Genomic DNA, 20773 nt, shown 5'->3' with positions numbered 1-20773 from the left:
GACGAGACGCGGGCGGACGAGCTTTCGTAGGGGTGCCGTTGGGCGCCTCCGGTGCGTTTCTGGTTCCGGGGGCGTGCGTGTTCGCGTGCGGTGCGTTTCTGGTGCCGGGTGCGTGCGTGTTCGCGTGCGGTGCGTTTCTGGTGGCGGGTGCGTGCCGCTCCGGGGTACATGTCCGGACCCATGATTTACCTCCCTGAACCGCTCCGGCTGTTGCGGAGCCTTGCCTGTGCCGGTCGACAAATCACGGGCAAGCGTCCGGACACGCACCCCTGCGCGTCCCGCCCCCTCCCGTTTCGTCGGCGGCTTCCGGTTGGTGGCCACCGGCCGGTTGCCTCGTCCTCCCGTCGGACCTGCTGCCGCTCTCGGACCACTCCAGGATTCAACGGGCCCCTGAACACCGATGGTTGGAGCCGCAGCCACGTACACGTGCCGAAAGGTCCGCGCGGCAGCGACCCGCCGTCTGTCCGGGAACCACGAGGGGAAAGCCGCTAGGACGACCGGAGGGGGTGGGACGCGGAGGCGGTGGCTCCGGGAAACTCAAGCGTGATTTGTGGCCGCTGCGGGGCTCCACGGAACTGCACCGTGAGGCGGCCGTAAATCATGCCTTCCCGGAGCCGCCGCCGCAGCGGCACGCACCCGGAACCAGAAACGCACCGGAGGCGCACACCGGCGAGCCTCAGCCGCCAGGCGGATGCCGTACCGTCCACCGGACGGGGTGAGGGTGCCGAGGGTGGCGGTGTGCGATGAAGGAGACGGTCATGGGGCAGGAAGAACCGCCGGAGGGCGGAGACCCGTTCGGCACGGCGCGGCTGAGGCGTGGCGTGCTGGACGCGTGGACCGCGTCGCCCGCACGGTTCCGCGAGGACGCCAACGCCGAGCAGGAGTTGGCGCTCGGCGGCTACCGGGACCGCCTCGTGATCGAGCTGGCGCAGAACGCCTCGGACGCCGCGGCCCGCGCCGGCACAACGGGACGCCTCAGGCTCACCCTCCGCGACGGTGTGCTGACCGTCGCCAACAGCGGCGCGCCGCTGGACGCGAGCGGCGTCGAGTCGCTGTCGACGCTGCGTGCCTCGGCGAAGCGCGGTGACGAAGATGCCGCCGCGGTCGGGCGGTTCGGCGTGGGCTTCTCCGCCGTGCTGGCGATCAGCGACGAGCCCTCCGTCGTCGGCGCCACGGGCGAAGGCGTGCGGTGGTCGCTGAACGAGGCGCGGGAGATGGTGCGGGACGCCGCGCGCGAGGAGCCCGTGCTCGGGGAGGAGTTGGACCGCCGCGAGGGCCATGTGCCGCTGCTGCGGCTGCCGTTGCCTCGGAGCGCGGGGGAGGTGCCGCCCGAGGGGTACGACACGGTGGTGGTGCTGCCTCTGCGGGACGCGAACGCAGGGGAGTTGGCGGAGCGGCTGCTCGCCGACGTGGACGATGCGCTGCTGCTGACGCTGCCCGGTCTGGACGAGGTCGTCGTGGAGACCGGCGAGGGTGTCAGGCGGCTGACCAGGCACGCGGACGGACCGTTCGTGGAGGTCCGGCGGGACGGCGGAGACGTGCGGCGCTGGTGCGTGGCGCACGACAGCGGTGTGGCGGATGCGGCGCTGCTGGAGGACCGCCCCGTCGAGGAACGGATGCGTCCCGCCTGGTCGGTGACGTGGGCGGTCCCGGTGGAGGACGGCAGCCCCGCACGGCCTCCGACGGCGCCCTGCGTCCACGCGCCGACGCCGACGGACGAACCGCTGGGCATGCCCGCCCTGTTGATCGCGAGCTTCCCCCTGGAGCCGACGCGGCGCCATGTCGCGCCCGGCCCGCTGACCGAGTTCCTGCTGGAGCGTGCGGCCGACGCGTATGTGCGGTTGCTGCGCGAGTGGCGGCCGGTGACACCGGACGTCGTCGATCTCGTGCCCGGGCCGCTGGGGAAGGGCGAACTCGACGGTGAACTGCGGCAGTTGCTGCTGTCGAAGCTTCCGTCCGTGCCGTTCCTCGCCGGTGCCGGCAAGGACGAGGACGGGGACCCGGTCGTACTGCGGCCGCGGGACGCGGAGATCGCGGAGGGCGCCGGTGCCGGAACGGTCGCGGTGCTCGCGGAGCTGTTCCCGAGCCTGCTGCCCGCCGGGATGGAGCGGCGTGCGGAGCTGCGGGCGCTCGACGTCGCGAGGGTGCCGCTCGGCGAGGTCATCGACCGCCTCGCGGGTGTGGAGAGGCCCCCGGAGTGGTGGCGGAGGCTGTACGACTCGCTCGCCGGAGTGGACCCGGACCGGCTGACCGGTCTTCCCGTGCCGCTGGCCGGTGAGGGCCCCGGCGGAGGAAGGACGGCCATCGGGCCGCGGCAGGTGCTGCTGCCGTTGCCGGATTCTGCGATGGAGACGGAACGGGCGGGACGGCTGGCCCGCCTCGGCCTGAAGGTGGCGCACGAGGACGCCGTGCACCCGCTGCTGGAGAAGCTCGGCGCCACCGGTGCCACGCCGCGTGCCGTTCTGACGACTCCGCAGGTACGGGCCGCGGTCGCGGCGTCGCTGGACGACGGCGAGGCGGCCTGGGACGGCGGTCCGGCCGGGGACGGTGAAGGTCCCCTGGACGCCGAGGAGTTGGCCGAGGTCGTACTGGGGCTCGTACGCGACGCGGGTCTGGGGCCCGGTGACGAACCGTGGCTCGGTGCGCTCGCGCTGCCCGACGAGGACGGGGAGCTCGCACCGGCGGGCGAACTGGTCTTCCCCGGCAGCGCCTTCGAGAGCGTGATCCGTGAGGGTGAACTCGCTGCCTGCGATGGCGAGTTGGCGGAACAGTGGGGCGAGCAGCCGCTGACCGCCTTGGGTGTGCAGGCGGACTTCGCGCTCGTACGGGCCACGGACGTGGTGCTCGACCCCGACGAACTGGAGCCGCGCGAGGGCGACTTCGCCGAGCCGGACGACGCCGGTCTGCTGGACGCGGTCGACGTGTGGTGCGAGGACGTGCTCGACCAGCTTCCGGACTCGGAGGTCGCGGTTCCGCCCGTCGCCTCGGAACTGGTGGCGGTACGGGATCTGGACCTCGTCGACGACGACTGCTGGCCCGAGGCGCTGGCGATGCTCGCACGGCCGCCGCTGCGTGACGCGCTGACCGCGCCGGTGCGGGTGCTGCTGCCCGGCGGCGTCACGGAGACGGTCCGGCCGTACACGGCCTGGTGGCTGCGCGGACACCCCGTGCTGGACGGCCGCCGTCCCGCGGGCCTGCGCGCGGCCGGCGGCGATGCGCTGCTGGACGGGCTCTATGAGGAGGCCGACGCCACGGGCTTCGGCGACGTCCAGGTGCTGCGGGCGCTCGGCATCCGTACGTCCGCGGCGGCGCTGCTGGAGGAGCCGGGAGGCGCGGCGGAGCTGCTGGGGCGGCTCGCCGAACCGGAGTCGGAGGCCGGCCACGCCCAACTGCACGGCCTGTACGGCCTGTTGGCCCAGATGGATCCGGAAGAGGTCACGCTCCCCGACGAGTTGCGCACGGTGCGGGCCGGAACCGGTTCGGTCGAGGTCACCCCGAGGAGTGAGGCCGTGATCGCCGACGCGCCCGATCTGGTGCCGCTGGCGGACGGCCGGGCTCTGCTGCCGGTGGCGCCGGCGCACGCCGCGGGCCTTGCGGCGGTGCTGGAGGTTGCGCGGCTGAGCGAGACAGTCGCTGGCCGCATCGACACGGCCGCCTCCGGCGAGGGTACGGAGCGGGGCGTGCCCGAGGCGGTGCGTGTGCTGCTCCCGGAGGCGCCCCGCTCGTACCGCGAGCACGACGAACTGGTCGTCGACGGCACCGATGTGGAGTGGCGCCGCACCCCGGACGGTGTGCTGCACGCCGCGACGCTGGAAGGCGTGGCGGCCGGCCTCGCCTGGGCGGCGGGCCGCTGGGCGCGCCGCTTCGAGGTGGCCGCTCTGCTGGAGGACCCGGTACGGGTGGCCGAGCTGGAGAGGGCGCGCTGGTTCGACTGAGCGCGGCACCCCGCGCGGCACCCGGCGCGGGGTGCCGCGCGCCGAGCGGGGCCCCGATGAGTTCCGTGCCTGCCGCCGGTCCAAAGGGGCATGACCTCTCTCACGCTCACCACGTTCGTATCCCTGGACGGCGTCATGCAGGCGCCCGGCGGGCCCTCGGAGGACCCCAGTGGCGGCTTCGAGCAGGGCGGCTGGGTCGTTCCCTACGTCGACGCCGACATGGGCGACTTCATCTCGAACACCTTCATGGGTGCGGGCGGCTTCGTGCTGGGCCGGCGCACGTACGAGATCTTCGCCGCCTACTGGCCGGGCGTCACCGACCCCGACGACCCGGTGGCCACGAAGCTCAACACCCTGCCGAAGTACGTGGCCTCCACGACGCTCAAGACCGCCGAGTGGAACAACACCAACCTGCTGAGCGGGAACGTCCCGGAGCAGGTCCAGGAGCTGAAGAAGCAGCACGAAGGCGGTGAGCTGCAGATCCACGGCAGCGGGACCCTCGCACGGTCGCTGATGGCGCACGACCTCATCGACGTGTTCAGGCTGCTGGTCTACCCGGTCGTCCTCGGCAACGGCATGCGGCTGTTCGCGGACGACGCGCTGCCGACGGCGATGAAGCTGACGGACTCCACGACCACGGGCACCGGTATCGCGATCCACACCTACGAATGGTCGGGGCGCCCCGAGTACGGCTCGATCGGGCTGCCCGACGAGGAGGCGGCCCGGGACCAGTAGCCCAGGCCCGGGGCCCCGCCTACGCTGCCCGGATGGATGGTGACGGCACGGAACCGGGACGCGGACGGGACGGAGCACAGGTACGGGACGGGGCACAGCCGTTCACGCAGGCACAGCCGTTGGCGCAGCCGCAGCCGTTCACGCAGGCACGGGCGCGGGCGCTGCTCGCGGCCGCCGGAGAGCAGGCCGAGCACGCGGAGCTGCTGGCGCTCGGCGAGAACGCCGTCTTCGCACTGCCCGGCCCGGAGCCTGTGGTCGTACGCATCGGACGCGGCCCGTCACAGCTGCACCGCGCCGAGCGCGAACTGCGCGTCGCGGCCTGGCTGGAGGAGCGGCAGGTGCCCGCCGTGCGGCCGGCGCGGACCGGCGTCACCGTCGTCGACGGGCATCCCCTCACCTTCTGGCAGCGCCTGCCGGAGCCCGTACGGGCGGCGGCGCCCGTGGATCTCGCCGGGCTGCTGCGCCTCGTGCACGCACTGCCCGCACCGCCGTTCGACCTGCCGGGCCGCGATCTGCTCGGGGGTGTGGAGCGCTGGCTGCGGCTGGCCGGGGACGCGGTGCCGGCGTCGGACGCGGCGTATCTGCGGGCGCGGCGCGACGACTTCGCCGCGGCGGTCGCGGAGCTCGCCCCCGTGCTGCCGCCCGGGCCGCTGCACGGCGACGCTCTGCCGCGCAACGTGCACATCGGCCCGGACGGCCCGCTGCTGCTGGACCTGGAGACCTTCTCCGAGGACCTGCGCGAGCACGATCTGGTGGTGCTCGCCCTGAGCCTGGACCGCTACGGGCTGGACGAGGCGGCCTACTCCGCCTTCGTACGGGCCTACGGCTTCGACGTACGGGAGTGGGCGGGCTGCGCCGTGCTGCTCGGCGCGCGGGAGACGGCGGCCTGCGCGTGGGTGGCGCAGCACTCGCCCGGAAACCCGGCGGCGGGCCGCGAGTTCGCACGCCGCGTCGCCTCGCTGCGGGACGACGACGCGGCCGTGCGCTGGTACGCGTTCTGAGGCGTGGCCGGGAAGTCCCTCCCAGCTTCGCGGGAGGGAATCCCAGGCCGTGGGGGTCCGGGGCGTGCTCCCGGCGTCCTGCCGGGGGCCCACGCTGCGTTGCCGGTCGTCGGTGCGCCGCCCCGGGGTGGTCCGGGCCGCGGGTGCCCTCGCCCCTGGGCCTTACGGGCCCTGACGATGCCTCCGCCTCGTCCCCCGGCCACCGCTGCGACGGGGCGCGTGCCGTGGACCTGGCGCGTATACGTCGGTCCTCCGGCAGGGGCGCCGGTGGTGGCCCGGGTGTGGGCTCGGCAACCTGGGCCCGTGGCCTCGCGATGTCTCCGCCTCGTCCCCCGGCCACCGCTGCGACGGGGCGCGTGCCGTGGACCTGGCGCGTATACGTCGGTCCTCCGGCAGGGGCGCCGGTGGTGGCCCGGGTGTGGGCTCGGCAACCTGGGCCCGTGGCCTCGCGATGTCTCCGCCTCGTCCCCCGGCCACCGCTGCGACGGGGCGCGTGCCGTGGACCTGGCGCGTATACGTCGGTCCTCCGGCAGGGGCGCCGGTGGTGGCCCGGGTGTGGGCTCGGCAACCTGGGCCCGTGGCCTCGCGATGTCTCCGCCTCGTCCCCCGGCCACCGCTGCGACGGGGCGCGTGCCGTGGACCTGGCGCGTATACGTCGGTCCTCCGGCAGGGGCGCCGGTGGTGGCCCGGGTGTGGGCTCGGCAACCTGGGCCCGTGGCCTCGCGATGTCTCCGCCTCGTCCCCCGGCCACCGCTGCGACGGGGCGCGTGCCGTGGACCTGGCGCGTATACGTCGGTCCTCCGGCAGGGGCGCCGGTGGTGGCCGGGTGTGGCCTCGGTCCTGGGCCCGTGGCCTCGCGATGTCTCCGCCTCGTCCCCCGGCCACCGCTGCGACGGGGCGCGTGCCGTGGACCTGGCGCGTACACGTCGGGCCTCCGGCAGGCGCGCCGCAGGGCGTCGCCTGCCCGGCGCGGCCCTCCCCGGGCCGAAGGCCCAGGGGGCGGACGACGCCAACTCGGGGACGCACCCCGCGCGTTGCAACGCGCAGGCCCCCGGCGGGGAAACCGCGTCCGGCCGGTCTGCCGGGCATGGCTCAACGTTCGCCCTCCCGCTGGAAGGCCTTCCGCTCCTCTCGCCGGGCCTCCCCGCCCGGCTCCCGCGGTCGCGTCACCCAGCGCCAGGTGACCTCCAGAGCCGCCGCCGCGACGGCCGCGACGGCCACCCCCGTCCACGGCATCGCGGTTCCGACCAGCTTCAGCGCGAAGAAGCGTTGCAGGACGGGCAGGACGAGGACGGCCACGAAGGCCAGCCCCATCGTGAGCACCAGCGCGACCCGCCACCAGCTGTACGGGCGGGCGACGATGGCGAGCACCCACATCGTGATCAGGAAGAGCGTCAGCGTCGCCACGCTGGTCTCCGCCGCCAGCGCCCCGCGGCCCGTGTAGTGGCTGCGGGCCAGCAGATACACGGCGAAGGTCGCCGCCCCGGCGATGAGCCCGGCCGGCACGGCGTACCGCATGACCCTGCGTACGAAGTGCGGCTTCGCGCGCTCCTTGTTGGGCGCGAGGGCGAGGAAGAAGGCGGGGATGCCGATGGTGAGGGAGGACAGGAGCGTCAGATGGCGGGGGAGGAACGGATAGGGCACCTGCCACGCGATCACCAGCAGCGCCAGCAGCACCGAGTAGACGGTCTTGGTGAGGAAGAGGTGCGCGACGCGCTCGATGTTGCCGATCACGCGGCGGCCCTCGGCCACGACTGAGGGGAGGCCGGCGAAGCTGTTGTCGAGCAGCACGATCTGGGCGACGGCCCGCGTCGCCTCGGAGCCGCTGCCCATGGCGACGCCGATGTCGGCGTTCTTCAGCGCCAGTACGTCGTTGACTCCGTCCCCCGTCATCGCGACGTGGTGGCCGTGCTCCTGCAGCGAGCCGACCATCGTCTGCTTCTGCCGCGGCGAGACCCTCCCGAAGACGGTGCCGCTCTCCAGCGCGCGCACCATCCCGGCCGCGTCCTCGGGCAGCCGGGCCGCGTCGACGGGGTTCTGTGCGCCCTGCAGCCGCAGCTTCCCGGCGACGGCGCCGACGGAGACGGCGTTGTCGCCGGAGAGCACCTTCGCGGCGACGTCCTGTTCGGCGAAGTAGTGGAGTGTGTCGCCCGCGTCGGGCCGCAGCCGCTGCTCCAGTACGACGAGTGCGGCGGGCGTGAATTCGTCCGCGGCAGCCGGGGTCTCCCCGCCGGCGCCGCCCGTGGTCTCCCCGCCGGAGGTGCGGGCAGAGGTCTCGGGCATGTGGTCGGCGCCTGCCAGCAGCAGGACGCGCAGCCCCTCGCGGCTGAGTTCGTCGACGTCCGCACGGGCGGGGTGGCCGCGCGGAAGCAGCACGTCGGGGGCGCCCAGCAGCCAGGTGCGGCGGGTGCCGTCCTGCTCGACGAAGGTCGCTCCGCTGTACTTGCGGGCGGAGGAGAAGGGGAGGGTCTGCGCCGTACGCCACGCGGGCGTGCCGCCACGGCCGTCGGGGGGGTAGGCGTCGACGATCGCCTGCATGCTCGCGTTGGGCCGCGGGTCGGCGGAGCCGAGAGCTCCGAGCACCCGTTCGACGTACGTACCGTCCGTGGGTCCGTGTCCGTTCTGGAGGACGCGCACCTCCGCGACGTCCATGCCGCCCTCGGTCAGGGTGCCGGTCTTGTCGAGGCAGACGACGTCCACCCGTGCCAGCCCCTCGATCGCGGGCAGTTCCTGCACGAGGCACTGCTTGCGCCCCAGCCGTACGACGCCGATGGCGAAGGCGATCGACGTCAGCAGCACGAGACCCTCCGGCACCATCGGCGCGATGCCGCCGACCATGCGGCGGATGGCGCCCTCGACGTCGTCCCGCTCGACGAAGAGCTGGCTGAGCACGAGACCCGCACCGGTCGGGACGATCACCCAGGTGATGTATTTCAGCAGATCGTTGATGCCGCTGCGCAGCTCGGAGTGTACGAGCGTGAAGCGGGAGGCCTCCTCGGCGAGCTGCGCCGCGTATGCGGCACGTCCCACCCGCGTCGCGGTGAACGTGCCGCTGCCCGCGACGACGAAGCTGCCGGACATGACCCGGTCGCCGGGCTGCTTGGCGACGGCGTCGGCCTCGCCGGTCAGCAGCGACTCGTCGATTTCGAGGCCGTCGGCTTCGGTGACCTCGCCGTCCACGACGCATTTGTCGCCGGGACGGAGTTCGATGAGGTCGTCCAGCACGATCTGCGACGTGGAGAGGGAGAGGCTTCTCCCGTCCCGTCTGACGACGGGCCGCACCTCACCGATGACGGCGAGGTTGTCCAGGGTCCGCTTGGCACGCAGCTCCTGGACGATGCCGATGAGGGTGTTCGCGAGGATCACGAAGCCGAAGAGGCTGTCCTGCACCGGCCCGACGACGAGGATGATCACGAAGAGGACGCCGATGATGGCGTTGAAGCGTGTGAAGACGTTGGCGCGGACGATGTCCGTGAGCGAGCGGCTGGTGTGAACGGGCACGTCGTTGATCTCGCCGCGTGCGGTCCGCTCCTCGACCTCCTCGGTGCTCAGGCCGCGCCGCGGGGCGTGGCCATGGGTCCCGGTGGCGGTGCCCGTCCGCTCCGTCATGCAATCGACGTTACGGGCGTTTTACGCGCCTTGCCCTGTCTGGTCCGGTGAGGGGGCCGGCAGCGCGGCGCGGAGGGCGGAGCTCAGCGACTCGGGCAGGGAGCTGCCCTGTGTGGACTCCACCAGTGCGGTCGCCACCTGGTGCAGCTTGGTGTTGGTGTGCTGGGAGACGGTGACGAGAACGTTCCACGCGTCGTCGGGAGTGCAGCGGTAGACCGCCATCAGGACACCGTGTGCCTGGTCGATGACGGGACGCGTCTCCATGGCGCGGCGGAGTTGCTCCAGCTCGGCATGCGGATTCTCCGCCTCGCCCATTCCTGCCCCAATCCCGCTCTAGGGTGACCTTCGGCGCACCGCCGACTAAGCGGGCTGATGGACATATGCCCTGTTGAGTGATCATACGCATGACCGTGCTGTGAACGGGAGTTGCAAGGTCACCCCGGTACGAGTCCGAACGCCGGCCGGAAGCGGTCGACGCCGCCGGCCGTCAGCCCCGGAAACTCCTGCACCCGCTTCCACTGCTCCGTGGGGCCGCCGACTCCCACCCCGGGCGGGTGCAGGGCGTCGATGTGGGCCTGAGCGCTCTCCCATTCGGCGTAGTTCACGACGCGCGTGCCGTCCGTGGAGAGGTGGAAGTGCGCCGAGATGCCGCCCGCCGGGGGCTCCGGATCGCTCTCAAGGGCTTCGAGCACCGCGTCCACCCAGGCACGTTGGCGGGCGGGGTCGGGTCCGTCGAACTCGGCCTCGACGATGACGAGGCAGCCCGCCGTGCGGGGGTCGCCCTCCATGCCGCCGCTGCGGTAGTGGCGGAAACGGCCGATTTCGATGCGTTCGATGCCCGGTACGGCGGCGTCGATCTCGTCGATACGGGCCTGGCGGTGATCGCGCGCGTAGGTCTCGTAGGCGTCGTCGCTCGTCCACTGCGAGTGGTGCAGCAGAGTGCGGCCGTCCTCTCCTGCGAAGAGGTGGTACGAGAGGAGCTCGGGTGAGGGCCAGGGCTCGCGCTCCCATACGGCGGCGATGGCGTCGAGTGCGGCGTCCCGTTCCCCGGGCCCTGCCACCCTCCACCTGCTGAAGAAGGCGACGCGGGAGTCCTGGCGCGCGGGATCGGGGAGGTCCGTGGTGCGTACGGTCATGGCCGGCTTCCTCCGGGTGGGTGCTGGCGTGGACGGTGCCGTCGGACTCACGCTCACACTTCAAGCTCAGTTGAAGTCAAGGAGAGGCGAGCGGATGTGCGCGCGGGGCGGATGCCGTCACGCGGAGTCCTCGGCGTCACGCCGGATGGCGCGCTCGCGCACCAGCACGTACCAGAAGCCGAGCAGGCCGAGGCCGGCGCCGGCGGCGCAGGTCCAGATGAACCAGGTGTGCCCGTGGGCCTCATACCAGCCGTAGAAGGGGAGCTGGGCGAGGAAGAGGACGAGCCAGATGCCGGTGCCGACCAGGACGGTGCCCCTGACCGGGCCCTCCAGCGGCTCGGGAGCTTCGCGCTGGCCGTCGGTCCACCGGTTCATGAGGCCCATGGCCGCAGCTCCCTCTCGTGCTCGCAATGCCGGCGCCTCCGTCTCGCCCCGGCGGGCAGGGGAACAGCCTATCGAGGGCCGCCCGGGCGGCGGGCCGGTGACCGGAGGCGGCCGCGCAAGGCAGGCGAGGCGTGGAAGCGCTCCGTCTCCTCGACGGATGTCTGGAGGCGCTCGTCGAAATCGTCGCGCACGAGCGCACGGACCACGTAGTCCTGGACGCTCATCCCGCGCTTGGCGGCGTGGGCGTGCAGCCGGTCGAACAGGTCGCTGTCCATCCGCAGGCTGAGCACCTTCGAGGTCATCGAAGTCATGCGTCCACGGTCCAGGCCGGGCCAGGGGTGACGTCTCAGATTTCCGTGCTAAGTCACTCGTATGTGTGATTCAGCGTACAGAACGTGACCCGGCCGAGGGCTTTTCTTTAGCTCAGGTAATGAGTTACGCTAACGACATGCCGGAGACATCCGAGCGCCGCACGGGCGGCGCAGGCGACGGGAACGAGCTCGACATGGCCGCGGTGAACGCACTGCGCACCGCCGTCATGCGCCTGTCGCGGCGCCTGAAGCACCAGCGGGTGGACGAGTCGCTGAGTCCGACGGAGATGTCGGTGCTCGGCACACTCGCCCGCTGCGGTTCGGCCACGCCCGGCGAGCTGGCCCGCAAGGAGCACGTGCAGCCCCCGTCGATGACCCGCATCGTCGCGATGCTGGAGGCCAAGGGCCTGGTCCGGCTGGAGCCGCACCCCGACGACCGCCGCCAGAAGACGGTCACGCAGACCGAGCGCGCGGAGTCGATGCTCGCCGCCAGCCGCGAGAAGCGGAACGCCTGGCTGGCCGAGCTGGCCGGCCGGCTCGACGATGACGAGTGGGAGCGGCTGCGCGCCGCGGCGCCGGTGCTGGAGAAGCTGGCGCACTCATGACCGGCCGGGCCCCGTGCGGCCCATCGGCTCACCCGTAAGGAGCAGCACTGCAAGACGGAGACGGACGCACGCGTATGAACGAGGAGGCGAAGAGGATTGCGTACGGGCCACGGAACAGATTCCGCACCCGCACCCGATGACAAGCCACTGAACGACCTAGCAACGAACGACCTGGCACCCGACGACCTGGCACCCGACGACCGAGCCCCCAGCGACCGCTCATCGAGCGGCCGTTCGCCGAGCGGCCGGTCGCTCGACGACCGCTCACCGGACGAACCGGCGGGCACCGCGGACGCCCCCCGGCGCGAGGAGGCGCAGGAGGCCGAGGAGCCCCTGGCCGCGAAGCCGTCGATGTTCTCGTCCCTGCGAATACGCAACTACCGGCTCTTCGCCATGGGCCAGGCCGTGTCCAACACCGGCACCTGGATGCAGCGCATCGCACAGGACTGGCTGGTGCTGAGCCTCACCGGGTCCGCGACAGCCGTGGGCATCACCACGGCCCTGCAGTTCCTGCCGCTGCTGCTCTTCGGCCTCTACGGCGGCGTCGTCGCCGACCGCTGCGACAAGCGCAGGCTGCTGCTGATCACGCAGTCCGTCATGGGGCTCACGGGCCTCGCGCTGGCCGCCCTGACGCTGAGCGGCAACGTCCACGTCATGCACGTCTACGTGCTCGCCTTCGTGCTCGGCCTGGCGACGGTGCTCGACAACCCGACGCGTCAGACGTTCGTATCCGAGATGGTCGGCCCCGGGCAGATAGGCAACGCGGTCTCGCTCAACTCCGCGAACTTCCAGAGCGCCCGCCTCGTCGGGCCCGCGATCGCCGGCGTGATGATCTCGGCCGTCGGAAGCGGCTGGGCCTTCCTGTTCAACGGCCTGTCCTTCATCGCCCCGCTCGCCGGGCTGCTGCTGATGCGCACCGGAGAGATGCACAGCATCGAACGGGCCCCGCGCAGCAAGGGCCAGCTGCGGGAGGGGCTGAGCTATGTGCGCAGCCACCCCGAGCTGATGTGGCCCATCGTCCTCGTCGGCTTCATCGGCACCTTCGGCTTCAACTTCCCGATCTGGCTCACGGCGTTCACGGACAAGGTCTTCGAGGAGGGCGCCGGCACGTACGGGCTGCTCAACACCCTCATGGCCGTCGGCTCCGTGGCGGGGGCGCTGCTGTCCGCGCGGCGCGGCACGTCCCGCATGCGGCTGATGGCGGGCGCGGCGCTGCTCTTCGGCGTGCTGGAGATCGCGGCGGCGCTGACCCCGTCCTTCTGGCTCTTCGCCGCGCTGATGGCGCCCATCGGGATCATGGGCCTGACCTTCAACGTCACCGCCAACGCCAGCGTGCAGACGGCCTCGGACCCGGCGATGAGGGGACGCGTGATGAGCCTCTACATGATGGTCTTCATGGGCGGAACGCCCATCGGCGGGCCGCTCATGGGCTGGGTCACCGACACCTTCGGCGCCCGGATCGGCTTCCTGTCCGGCGGAGTCATCTCGGCGGTCGTCGCCGTCGTCGTCGGCCTGGTGCTGGCACGCGCGGGCGGGCTGCGGCTCCGGGTGGACCTGCGTCGCGGGCACCGGCATGTGACGTTCGTACCGCGGGAGGCGGCGGACACGGAGAAGGAGCGGGAGCGGGTGGCTTCCGCCGCCTGAAGGCTTCGTCCGGATCGCCGGGCGGACCGGGACGTCTGCCGAAGCCGGCGCGTCACCGGCCTGCCCGGCGGTGACGACGGAGGCCGGGGGCGGCGGGCGCGCCACCGAAGCGGCGCCGCCCGGGGCTGTTCATCCGGGGGCTGTTCACCCGCTCACAGCATGACGTGTTTGACCTGCGTGTAGTCCAGCAGTCCCACCATGGACAGGTCGCTGCCGTAACCGGAGTGCTGCACCCCGCCGTGCGGCATCTCCGACACCGTCGTCCCGTGGGTGTTCACCCAGACGATTCCCGCCCGCAGCTTCCGGGTGGCCCGCATCGCGCGGTCGTGGTCGGCGGTCCAGACGCTCGCCGCGAGGCCGTAGCGGGTGTCGTTCGCGAGGCGCAGGGCCTCCTGCTCGTCGGTGAAGGGCTGGACCGTCACAACCGGGCCGAAGATCTCCTCCCGCACGATCTCGTCGTCCTGTCGCACACCGGTGACCAGCGTGGCCTGGTGGAAGGAGCCGGGGCCCGGGACCGGCGAACCGCCCACGGGGACCCGGGCCCGGCCGGGCAGCCGGCTCAGCAGGCCCTCCACGGTGTCGCGTTGCCCCGCGGTGGCGAGCGGGCCGAAGTCGGTGCCGGGCCGCAGCGCCGACGCGTGGGCGGCGAACGCCTCGACGAAGGCGTCGTGCACGTCCCGGTGGAGGAGCAGCCGGGTCGGCGCCGTGCAGTCCTGGCCCGCGTTGTAGTACGCGACGGCGGTGAGCTGTGCGGCCGTCCACTCCACGTCGGCGTCGTCGTGCACGATGACCGGGGCGTTGCCGCCCAGCTCCAGGTGCACGCGCTTGAGGTCGGCCGCCGCGGCGGTGGCGATCTCGCGCCCCGCCCGCACGCTTCCGGTCACCGCGACAAGCCGGGTCGCCGGGTGGGAGACGAGGGCGCGGCCGGTGTCGCGGTCGCCGCACACCACGTTGAGCACGCCCGGCGGGAGGTGCCGGGCGGCGATCCGGGCCAGCAGCACGGCCGAGGAAGGCGTGGAGTCCGCCGGCTTGAGGACACTCGTGTTGCCGGCGGCCAGCGCCGGTGCCACCTTCCAGGCCGCCATCATCAGCGGATAGTTCCACGGGGTGATCTGGGCGCAGACGCCGACGGCCTCGCGCCGCAGTATCGAGGTGTGCCCTTCGGCGTACTCGCCCGCCGCCGTGCCGGGCAGGTTCCGGGCGGCCCCGGCGAAGTAGCGGAAGGTGTCGGCGACCGCGGGCAGTTCGTCGCAGCGGAACAGCTCTGCCGGTTTGCCGGTGTCGGCCGTCTCGGCGGCGACGAGTTCGTCCGCGTGCGCCTCCAGCCCGTCGGCGATTCGCAGCAGCGCGGTCTGCCGTTCGGCCGGAGTGGTCACCGACCAGTGCTCGAACGCCGAGGCCGCCGCCGCACACGCCGCGTCGGTGTCGGCCTGGCCGGACAGGGGCGCCGTGCGGCGGGAGACGCCGGTCGCGGGGTCGGTCAGCCGCATGGTCGCTCCGGAGGCCGCGGGCACGTCCGCGCCGCCGATGTGGTTGTGCGGGGTGGGGTCCGGCTGCTCAGCCACGGCGCAGCGCCTCCTTCGCGGCGGCGCGGCCGGTCCGGACCGCGCCTTCCATGTAACCGGCCACCCACTGGTCCGACCCGCAGACGTAGAAGGGCGGTTCGTGGGTTCCGTGCAGGGGTCCGACGGCCATCACGTCACCGGGTGTCCACTGCGTGACATAGCCCTGGGTCCACGGGTCGGTGCCCCACATCCGGGACCAGCACTGGAGGGGCCGGTGTGCCTCGTCGCCGTAGAGCCGGGCGATCTCGGCCAGCAGTTCGCGCTCCCGGCGCCCCTCGGGTATCCCCAGCAGGACGCCGTACCGCTCGGGCGGGACGAGGCAGGACAGCACGCCCTCGTTCTGCGGCCAGGTGCTGCCGAGAACGCCCTCGCACTCCGAGAGCCCGTTGCGCCCGTCGGCCCGCCAGAACGGTGCGTCGTACGCGGCGACGAACTTGGCCGTGACGGCCTGCCGTTGCCGGTGGAGCGAGGCGAGCCGCCCGTCGGACACCCCGGTGAGCGCCACGGACCGCAGCGGGCCGACCGGCAGGGCGCTGACGACGGCTGCCGCCGTCAGGGTCTCGCCTCCGGACAGCCGCACCGAGCAGGCGCCGGGCCGGATGCCGACGGCTTCGACCGGCGCTCCGGTGCGGACCCGTCCGCCCAGCTCGTCGGCCATCCGCAGGGCCACGGTCGCCGATCCCTCGGCGACCCGCAGACCTTCCCAGTCCTCGTAGTCGTAGTGCTCGACGTGCTCGACGTGCTCGACGGGCTCGACGGGGCCCGGGCCGCCGTCCGTCGCGGCCGGATCCCCGCCGGGTACGGCGGCGTGCTTGCGCAGCGCGGACAGCAGCGAGGTGCGTTCGTACGAGCCGCTTGCGAGGCCGAGTTGGCCGATCTCCCACAGGCGGACGACGCCGGCGGAGGCGCCTTCGGCGCGCAGCCAGCCGGCGACCGAGATCTGGTCGAGGGCACGGGCACGGGGGTGGCTCCAGGGGTCGTCGGGGTCGACGGCCCGGGCAAGGTCGGCGAACGTCCGGCTGACGCGGCGGTGGCAGGCGTCGTCGCCGGGCTCGAACCAGTGCGGCGGGTCCCCGGCCGAGACGCCCTCGGGCGTGGCCCGGGCGAGGACACCCGGCTCGGCGACGTAACTCGGGGTGAGGCCGAGTCCCAGTTCGGCGACCAGGCCCAGATAGGCGGTGTGGGCCCGGCCGACGACCTCGCCGCCGAGCTGGACGAGTCTGCCGTCGGGCAGGGCGGTCTGCTCGACCCGGCCGCCGACGCGGTCACGGGCCTCGACGACCAGGACATCGGCGCCCTCGGCCGCCAGGTCCCGCGCCGCCGCGAGGCCGGCCAGACCGGCGCCGAGCACGATCACGTCATGGTGCATGGAGAAGCGTTCCTTCGTTCGGTCCGGGATGCGGCAGGGGAGCCGGGGATCTCCGGGAGAGAACCGGAGGCGCCCCGGCGCATCGGGGGCGCCCCAGGGAGTGCCGGGGCCCGGGACGGGTGGGGGTGCGGGACGGGTGGCGTGCGGGAGTTACGGGAGGCGCCCCGGCGAGCGGCGAGAGCCGAGGAGGGCAGGACCCGGGCGCCCCTGCGGCGGGGCAGTCCCGGTACCCGGAATCCCGGGGGCCGGGCGGGGGTTCAGTTGAGGACCAGGCAGTGCTCGGGCAGCCAGCCGACCTCCACGTCCTCGCCGCCGCTCCAGCGGTCCTCCATCCGCGAGCGGTCGGTGTTCTGCTCCAGCACCGAAACCGTGACACCGGGCGTGAGTTCGATCAGGTACGTCGTGGTCGGACCCGAGTACACCGTCTCCCGGACCACCCCGGTCACCCGCGCCATCCCCGGCGCGAGGTCGGACAGCCAGATCTTCTCCGGCCGGATGGCGAGGTTCACCCTGCTGTTCTCCGCGATCCCCTGCCGGGGGCCGACGGGAAGCGCGGGGCCCTCGTCCATGACCACCGCGCCGTCCCGGTAGGTGCCGGGGACCATGTTGGAGGTGCCCATGAAGGAGGCGACGAAGCTGTTCGCCGGACGCTCGTACACGTCCTCGGGGGTGCCGCACTGCTGCATACGGCCGTCGTTCAGCACGGCCATCCGGTCCGACATGGTCAGGGCCTCGTCCTGGTCGTGGGTCACGAACACGAACGTGATGCCGATCTCACGCTGGATCTGCTTGAGTTCGACCTGCATCTGGCGGCGCAGCTTGAGGTCCAGGGCCGCCAGTGGCTCGTCCAGCAGCAGCACCTGCGGCCGGTTGACCAGTGCCCGGGCCAGGGCGACCCGCTGGCGCTGGCCGCCGGACAGGGTGGTGGGCTTGCGGTCGGCGAGCTCCGTCAACTGCACCCGCTCCAGCATCATGGCGACGCGCTCGCGGATACCGGCCCGGTCGACTCCCCTGCGTTTGAGGCCGAAGGCCACGTTGTCGCTCACCGACAGGTGGTCGAAGAGGGCGTAGCTCTGGAAGACGGTGTTGACGTCCCGCTTGTTCGGCGGCAGCGCCGTGACGTCCTTGCCGCCGAGCAGGATCGCGCCGTCGGAGGGGTCCGTGAATCCGCCGATCATGCGCAGCGAGGTCGTCTTGCCGCAGCCGGACGGGCCGAGCAGCGAGAAGAACTCGCCCGGAGCGATGTCCAGCGACAGGTCCCGGACGGCGTGGGAGTCGCCGTAGCGCTTGCAGACGTCGTCGAGCCGGACGGCGGGCGCCAGGCCCGTGGCGGGTCCGGCCGCGGTGGTGGTGGTCGTCGTGGTCACGGGTGTCACTTCCCGGAGAGGAGATCGAGGCCGCCGCGGCGGCCGAACAGGCGTGGGATGAACAGCGCGAGGGCGATGAGGGCGATCGACCCGACGAGCATCAGGGTGCCGACCGCGTTGATGGTCGGCTTCACCCCGAAGCGGATGGCCGAGTAGATGCGCACGGGCAGTGGCTGGGGGTCGACGCCGGTCGTGAAGTAGGCGAGCACGAAGTCGTCGAAGACCAGCGCGAAGATCAGCACGGCGGACGCCAGGATGCTGGGCAGCAGCGCGGGCAGGGTCACCAGCCGCAGCGACTGCCAGCGCGTGGCGCCGAGGTCCATCGCGGCCTCCTCCACCTCGGGGTTCAGCGCCGCGATCCTGGAGCGCAGGATGACGGTCACGTACGAGATGGAGAAGGTGATCTCGGCCAGCATTACCGTGCCCGTGGACAGCGGGATCTGCATGCCCTTGAAGAGCAGCATCGCCGCCACGCCGGTGACGATCTCCGGGGTGACCAGCGGGACGAGCATGACCAGTCCGGCGAGAGAGCCGAGCCGGTTCCGGCAGCGGACCAGGCCGAGGGCGAGCGTCACGCCCAGGATCAGCGAGCCCGCCATCGCCACCGTGGCCACCCGCAGGCTCATGCCGAGCGATTCGAGCAGCACCGGGTCCTGGAAGAAGGCCGTGTACCAGCGCAGGCTGAAGTCCTTGAAGACGGTGAGCGACCTCTGCGAGTTGAACGAGAAGAGCACCACCACGCCGATGGGCAGGTACAGCAGCGCGAAGAACGCGGCGGTCACGGCGATCGCGAACCGCGGTTTCCGGTCGGTGCCGCGGCGGGTGCGCCGCGGGGCGGCGGATGATGTCGTCATCGGACCGCCTCCGCCTCGTCCTTGCGGGTCCGCCGCAGGTAACCCAGCATGCCGAGGAAGAGCACCGCCATCATCAGCATCGTCAGCGCCGAGCCGAGGGGCCAGTTCTGGCCCTGGAAGAACTTGTCCTGGATCAGGTTGCCGATCATGATCTGGTCGGGACCTCCCATCAGCTGGGCGCTGACGAAGTCGCCCATGGCGGGCAGGAAGACGAGGACGCAGCCGGCGGCGGCGCCCTGTCGCGTGGCGGGCAGAGTGACGTGGAAGAAGGTCCGCAGCGGGCCCCCGTAGAGGTCGCGTCCCGCCTCGATCAGGGAGACGTCCATGCGTTCCAGCGCCGCGTACAGCGGGATGATCATGAACACGATGAAGCCGTAGACGAGTCCGGCCACCACTCCGGGCGCGGTCTGCAGGATCCTGGTCCCGTCGCCGGCGAGGCCGATCGCGCGCAGTACCCCCAGCAGCGGTCCGTCGTCCGAGAGGACGACCGACCAGCCGTACATGCGCACCAGGTAGTTGGCGAAGAACGGCACCACGATCGCGGCGATCAGCAGGGTCTTGAAGCGCCCGCCGTACAGGGCGATCGCGTATGCGACGGGGTAGGCGACCACCAGGCAGATCACGCAGGTCAGCAGCGCGTACCCCAAGGAGCGCAGCATCACGGCCCGATAGGCGGGCTCGGCCAGCGCCGCGAAGTTCTCGGGGTTGAGGCCGAAGCGCGGGTTGCCGAGCGGGTCGGTGGTTCCGAACGCCAGGGTGGCGACCAGGGCCAGGGAGCCGATGAGGAAGGCGGTCATCCACAGGCTGCCCGGCAGCATCAGGAGGGTCCAGAGGCGATCGCCCGCGCCGGCGGAGCCGTCGGGGGCGGCGCGGGTGTGGCGGCGGTCCTGGTGGGGGCGGCCGGTGGGGTGCTCGTGCCCCGCGGCCGCCGCGCGGGTGGGGCCGTCGTCCGGGTGGAGCCCGGGCTGCGCCGGGCCGGTGGTGTTCTGCGTGGCCATGGCGTCAACTGGCTTTCACACGGGTCCAGGCGGTGTCCCGGGCTCGTTCGGCCCGGTCGTCGCCGTTGCGGAAGTAGAGGTCGTCCTTGAGGTCGCCGGAGAAGACGACGCAGGCGGGGAAGGGCTCGACCAGTGCGGCGTAGGTGTCCTCCGTGCCGCCGACCGGCATCGGGTAGCCGATGTACTCGATGTTTCTGCGGACGTTCTCGGGCCGGAGCATGTAGTCGATGAAGAGCATCGCCGTACCTGGGTGGGGCGCGTCGGACGGGATGGCGTAGCAGTCGGAGTTGAGGGGCGCGCCTTCCTCGGCGACCTCGAAGCCGAACACCGACTGGTCCTTGGCCTGGTTCAGCATGGCGGCCATGTCACCGCTCCACGCCTGGGTCATGACGGCGTCGCCGGTGAGCAGGTTGTTGTAGCTGTTGCTGGAGAAGCCCCGCAGGTGCGGGCGGAGCGAACGCAGCGTCGCGGTGATCTCACCGAGGTCGTCCTCGTCGGACGTGGAGACGTCCAGGCCGCGCTTGAGCGCGGCCAGACCGAGCACCTCGTCCCGGTCGTCCAGCACGAAGACGCGGCCCATGGCACGGGGCAGCCACAGGTCGTCCCAGGACCCGGACAGCTCGTCGCCGATCTTGTCCTTCCGCCAGCCGATGCCGGTCTTGTACATGGTGAACGGCAGGGTGTGCCGGGACCCGGGGTCGTACCAGGGGTCGGTGAAGAAGTCGTAGCGGCTCAGTACGGCGTCGGCGTTCCTCAGCCGGGAGTGGTCGATACGGCGCAGCCGGTGCCCCTGGACGAGCCGCTCCGCCCACTTGGCGGTGGGGAAGATGATGTCGTACCTGTTGCCGGCGTTGAGCTTGGCTGCCATGCCTTCCATGGAGTCGAAGTTCGACTGCACGACCTTGACGCCGTACTCCCTCTCGAACCCCTTGAAGACGGCAGGGTCGACGAAGTCGGCCCAGTTGAAGTACACGAGGTCGCCGTCGATCTTCATCTCGATGGGCTCGTCGTTCGCCTCCTGGGAGGCCGTACCCGCGGATGTGAAGCCGCAGCCGGACGCGGCCGCGCCGAGGCCGAGGCCGGCCGCCGCGGCGGAACCGGAGCGCAGGACCGACCGCCGGGACAGGCGGCGCGGTATGCGCTCGGAGACCCGGCGGGAACGTTCGGTCCGGGTGGGTGGGGGAGACGGGGGACATGGGGGAGGTTCGGGCGATGGTGGGAGCGCCTCGGGGGACATCAGCGGTCCTCTCCGTGGGGTGT

The 20773-nt window shown here is 72.2% G+C and carries 17 protein-coding genes; 5 read left to right on the top strand and 12 right to left on the bottom strand.

What is annotated here, in order from left to right:
• Window positions 1-182 (bottom strand): hypothetical protein (locus AN215_RS30045; RefSeq protein ID WP_216094085.1); only part of this gene is annotated, 182 nt, incomplete at its 3' end.
• Between the two features lie 576 nt (window positions 183-758).
• Between AN215_RS30045 and AN215_RS09265 the strand changes: the two genes are divergently transcribed.
• The 3 genes from AN215_RS09265 to AN215_RS09255 all read left to right on the top strand — a co-directional run bounded on the left by AN215_RS09265 (window position 759) and on the right by AN215_RS09255 (window position 5671).
• A complete protein-coding gene (locus AN215_RS09265) occupies window positions 759-3935 on the top strand; it encodes a sacsin N-terminal ATP-binding-like domain-containing protein (RefSeq protein ID WP_070013866.1) in 3177 nt (1058 codons plus the stop codon).
• Window positions 3936-4025: 90 nt separating this feature from the next.
• On the top strand, window positions 4026-4670 hold the full coding sequence (locus tag AN215_RS09260) for a dihydrofolate reductase family protein (RefSeq protein ID WP_070013074.1): 645 nt from the start codon (window positions 4026-4028) through the stop codon (window positions 4668-4670).
• 32 nt (window positions 4671-4702) lie between these two features.
• Window positions 4703-5671, top strand: coding sequence for a phosphotransferase enzyme family protein (locus AN215_RS09255; RefSeq protein ID WP_420856217.1), 969 nt, complete (start codon window positions 4703-4705; stop codon window positions 5669-5671).
• Between the two features lie 1092 nt (window positions 5672-6763).
• Here AN215_RS09255 and AN215_RS09250 read toward each other — a convergent pair.
• The 5 genes from AN215_RS09250 to AN215_RS09230 form a co-directional block, all read right to left on the bottom strand.
• A complete protein-coding gene (locus tag AN215_RS09250) occupies window positions 6764-9280 on the bottom strand; it encodes an HAD-IC family P-type ATPase (RefSeq protein WP_079122843.1) in 2517 nt (838 codons plus the stop codon).
• Between the two features lie 21 nt (window positions 9281-9301).
• Window positions 9302-9595: an ANTAR domain-containing protein gene (locus tag AN215_RS09245; RefSeq protein WP_070013075.1), complete on the bottom strand. Its 294-nt coding sequence runs from the start codon at window positions 9593-9595 to the stop codon at window positions 9302-9304.
• A gap of 119 nt (window positions 9596-9714) precedes the next feature.
• A complete protein-coding gene (locus AN215_RS09240) occupies window positions 9715-10416 on the bottom strand; it encodes an antibiotic biosynthesis monooxygenase (RefSeq protein WP_070013076.1) in 702 nt (233 codons plus the stop codon).
• A gap of 117 nt (window positions 10417-10533) precedes the next feature.
• Window positions 10534-10791, bottom strand: a complete 258-nt coding sequence (locus tag AN215_RS09235) for a DUF2530 domain-containing protein (protein ID WP_070035358.1) — start codon at window positions 10789-10791, stop codon at window positions 10534-10536.
• 77 nt (window positions 10792-10868) lie between these two features.
• Complete coding sequence (locus AN215_RS09230) at window positions 10869-11102, bottom strand: ribbon-helix-helix protein, CopG family (protein ID WP_070013078.1); 234 nt, start codon at window positions 11100-11102, stop codon at window positions 10869-10871.
• Between the two features lie 146 nt (window positions 11103-11248).
• Between AN215_RS09230 and AN215_RS09225 the strand changes: the two genes are divergently transcribed.
• Together AN215_RS09225 and AN215_RS09220 are read left to right on the top strand one after the other, a co-directional pair.
• Complete coding sequence (locus AN215_RS09225) at window positions 11249-11716, top strand: MarR family winged helix-turn-helix transcriptional regulator (RefSeq protein WP_070013079.1); 468 nt, start codon at window positions 11249-11251, stop codon at window positions 11714-11716.
• 96 nt (window positions 11717-11812) lie between these two features.
• Entirely contained in the window at window positions 11813-13360 is a 1548-nt protein-coding gene (locus AN215_RS09220) for an MFS transporter (RefSeq protein ID WP_070013080.1), read from the top strand.
• Between the two features lie 152 nt (window positions 13361-13512).
• Here AN215_RS09220 and AN215_RS09215 read toward each other — a convergent pair whose 3' ends face one another.
• From AN215_RS09215 to AN215_RS09190, 6 genes are all read right to left on the bottom strand, one after another.
• The gene (locus tag AN215_RS09215; RefSeq protein WP_079122842.1) at window positions 13513-14925 is read right to left on the bottom strand and encodes an aminobutyraldehyde dehydrogenase; all 1413 of its coding nucleotides are present in this window, start codon (window positions 14923-14925) and stop codon (window positions 13513-13515) included.
• On the bottom strand, window positions 14918-16294 hold the full coding sequence (locus AN215_RS09210; RefSeq protein ID WP_070013081.1) for a flavin monoamine oxidase family protein: 1377 nt from the start codon (window positions 16292-16294) through the stop codon (window positions 14918-14920). Before AN215_RS09210 ends, AN215_RS09215 begins: the two co-directional genes overlap by 8 nt.
• A gap of 257 nt (window positions 16295-16551) precedes the next feature.
• Window positions 16552-17661: an ABC transporter ATP-binding protein gene (locus AN215_RS09205; RefSeq protein WP_245694362.1), complete on the bottom strand. Its 1110-nt coding sequence runs from the start codon at window positions 17659-17661 to the stop codon at window positions 16552-16554.
• 5 nt (window positions 17662-17666) lie between these two features.
• Window positions 17667-18515 carry an ABC transporter permease gene (locus AN215_RS09200; protein ID WP_079122841.1) on the bottom strand — a complete coding sequence of 283 codons (849 nt, stop codon included), beginning with the start codon at window positions 18513-18515 and terminating at the stop codon, window positions 17667-17669.
• Window positions 18512-19513 carry an ABC transporter permease gene (locus tag AN215_RS09195; RefSeq protein WP_245694361.1) on the bottom strand — a complete coding sequence of 334 codons (1002 nt, stop codon included), beginning with the start codon at window positions 19511-19513 and terminating at the stop codon, window positions 18512-18514. The genes AN215_RS09200 and AN215_RS09195 overlap by 4 nt, the downstream gene beginning before the upstream one ends.
• A gap of 4 nt (window positions 19514-19517) precedes the next feature.
• Window positions 19518-20750 (bottom strand): polyamine ABC transporter substrate-binding protein, encoded by a 1233-nt coding sequence (locus AN215_RS09190; RefSeq protein ID WP_079122840.1) that lies wholly within the window; start codon window positions 20748-20750, stop codon window positions 19518-19520.
• Between the last annotated feature and the right edge of the window lie 23 nt (window positions 20751-20773).

Source organism: Streptomyces abyssalis, from assembly GCF_001751365.1.
Classification (GTDB): domain Bacteria; phylum Actinomycetota; class Actinomycetes; order Streptomycetales; family Streptomycetaceae; genus Streptomyces; species Streptomyces abyssalis.
Note: the sequence above shows the minus strand (reverse complement) of the source record. Positions and strands in the feature narration are given on the sequence as shown.

Coding starts and splice junctions, on each gene's coding strand:
- AN215_RS09265 (WP_070013866.1), top strand. CDS start 759: ATGGGGCAGGAAGAACCGCCGGAGGGCGGAGACCCGTTCGGCACGGCG.
- AN215_RS09260 (WP_070013074.1), top strand. CDS start 4,026: ATGACCTCTCTCACGCTCACCACGTTCGTATCCCTGGACGGCGTCATG.
- AN215_RS09255 (WP_420856217.1), top strand. CDS start 4,703: ATGGATGGTGACGGCACGGAACCGGGACGCGGACGGGACGGAGCACAG.
- AN215_RS09250 (WP_079122843.1), bottom strand. CDS start 9,280: ATGACGGAGCGGACGGGCACCGCCACCGGGACCCATGGCCACGCCCCG.
- AN215_RS09245 (WP_070013075.1), bottom strand. CDS start 9,595: ATGGGCGAGGCGGAGAATCCGCATGCCGAGCTGGAGCAACTCCGCCGC.
- AN215_RS09240 (WP_070013076.1), bottom strand. CDS start 10,416: ATGACCGTACGCACCACGGACCTCCCCGATCCCGCGCGCCAGGACTCC.
- AN215_RS09235 (WP_070035358.1), bottom strand. CDS start 10,791: ATGAACCGGTGGACCGACGGCCAGCGCGAAGCTCCCGAGCCGCTGGAG.
- AN215_RS09230 (WP_070013078.1), bottom strand. CDS start 11,102: ATGACCTCGAAGGTGCTCAGCCTGCGGATGGACAGCGACCTGTTCGAC.
- AN215_RS09225 (WP_070013079.1), top strand. CDS start 11,249: ATGCCGGAGACATCCGAGCGCCGCACGGGCGGCGCAGGCGACGGGAAC.
- AN215_RS09210 (WP_070013081.1), bottom strand. CDS start 16,294: ATGCACCATGACGTGATCGTGCTCGGCGCCGGTCTGGCCGGCCTCGCG.
- AN215_RS09200 (WP_079122841.1), bottom strand. CDS start 18,515: ATGACGACATCATCCGCCGCCCCGCGGCGCACCCGCCGCGGCACCGAC.
- AN215_RS09195 (WP_245694361.1), bottom strand. CDS start 19,513: ATGGCCACGCAGAACACCACCGGCCCGGCGCAGCCCGGGCTCCACCCG.
- AN215_RS09190 (WP_079122840.1), bottom strand. CDS start 20,750: ATGTCCCCCGAGGCGCTCCCACCATCGCCCGAACCTCCCCCATGTCCC.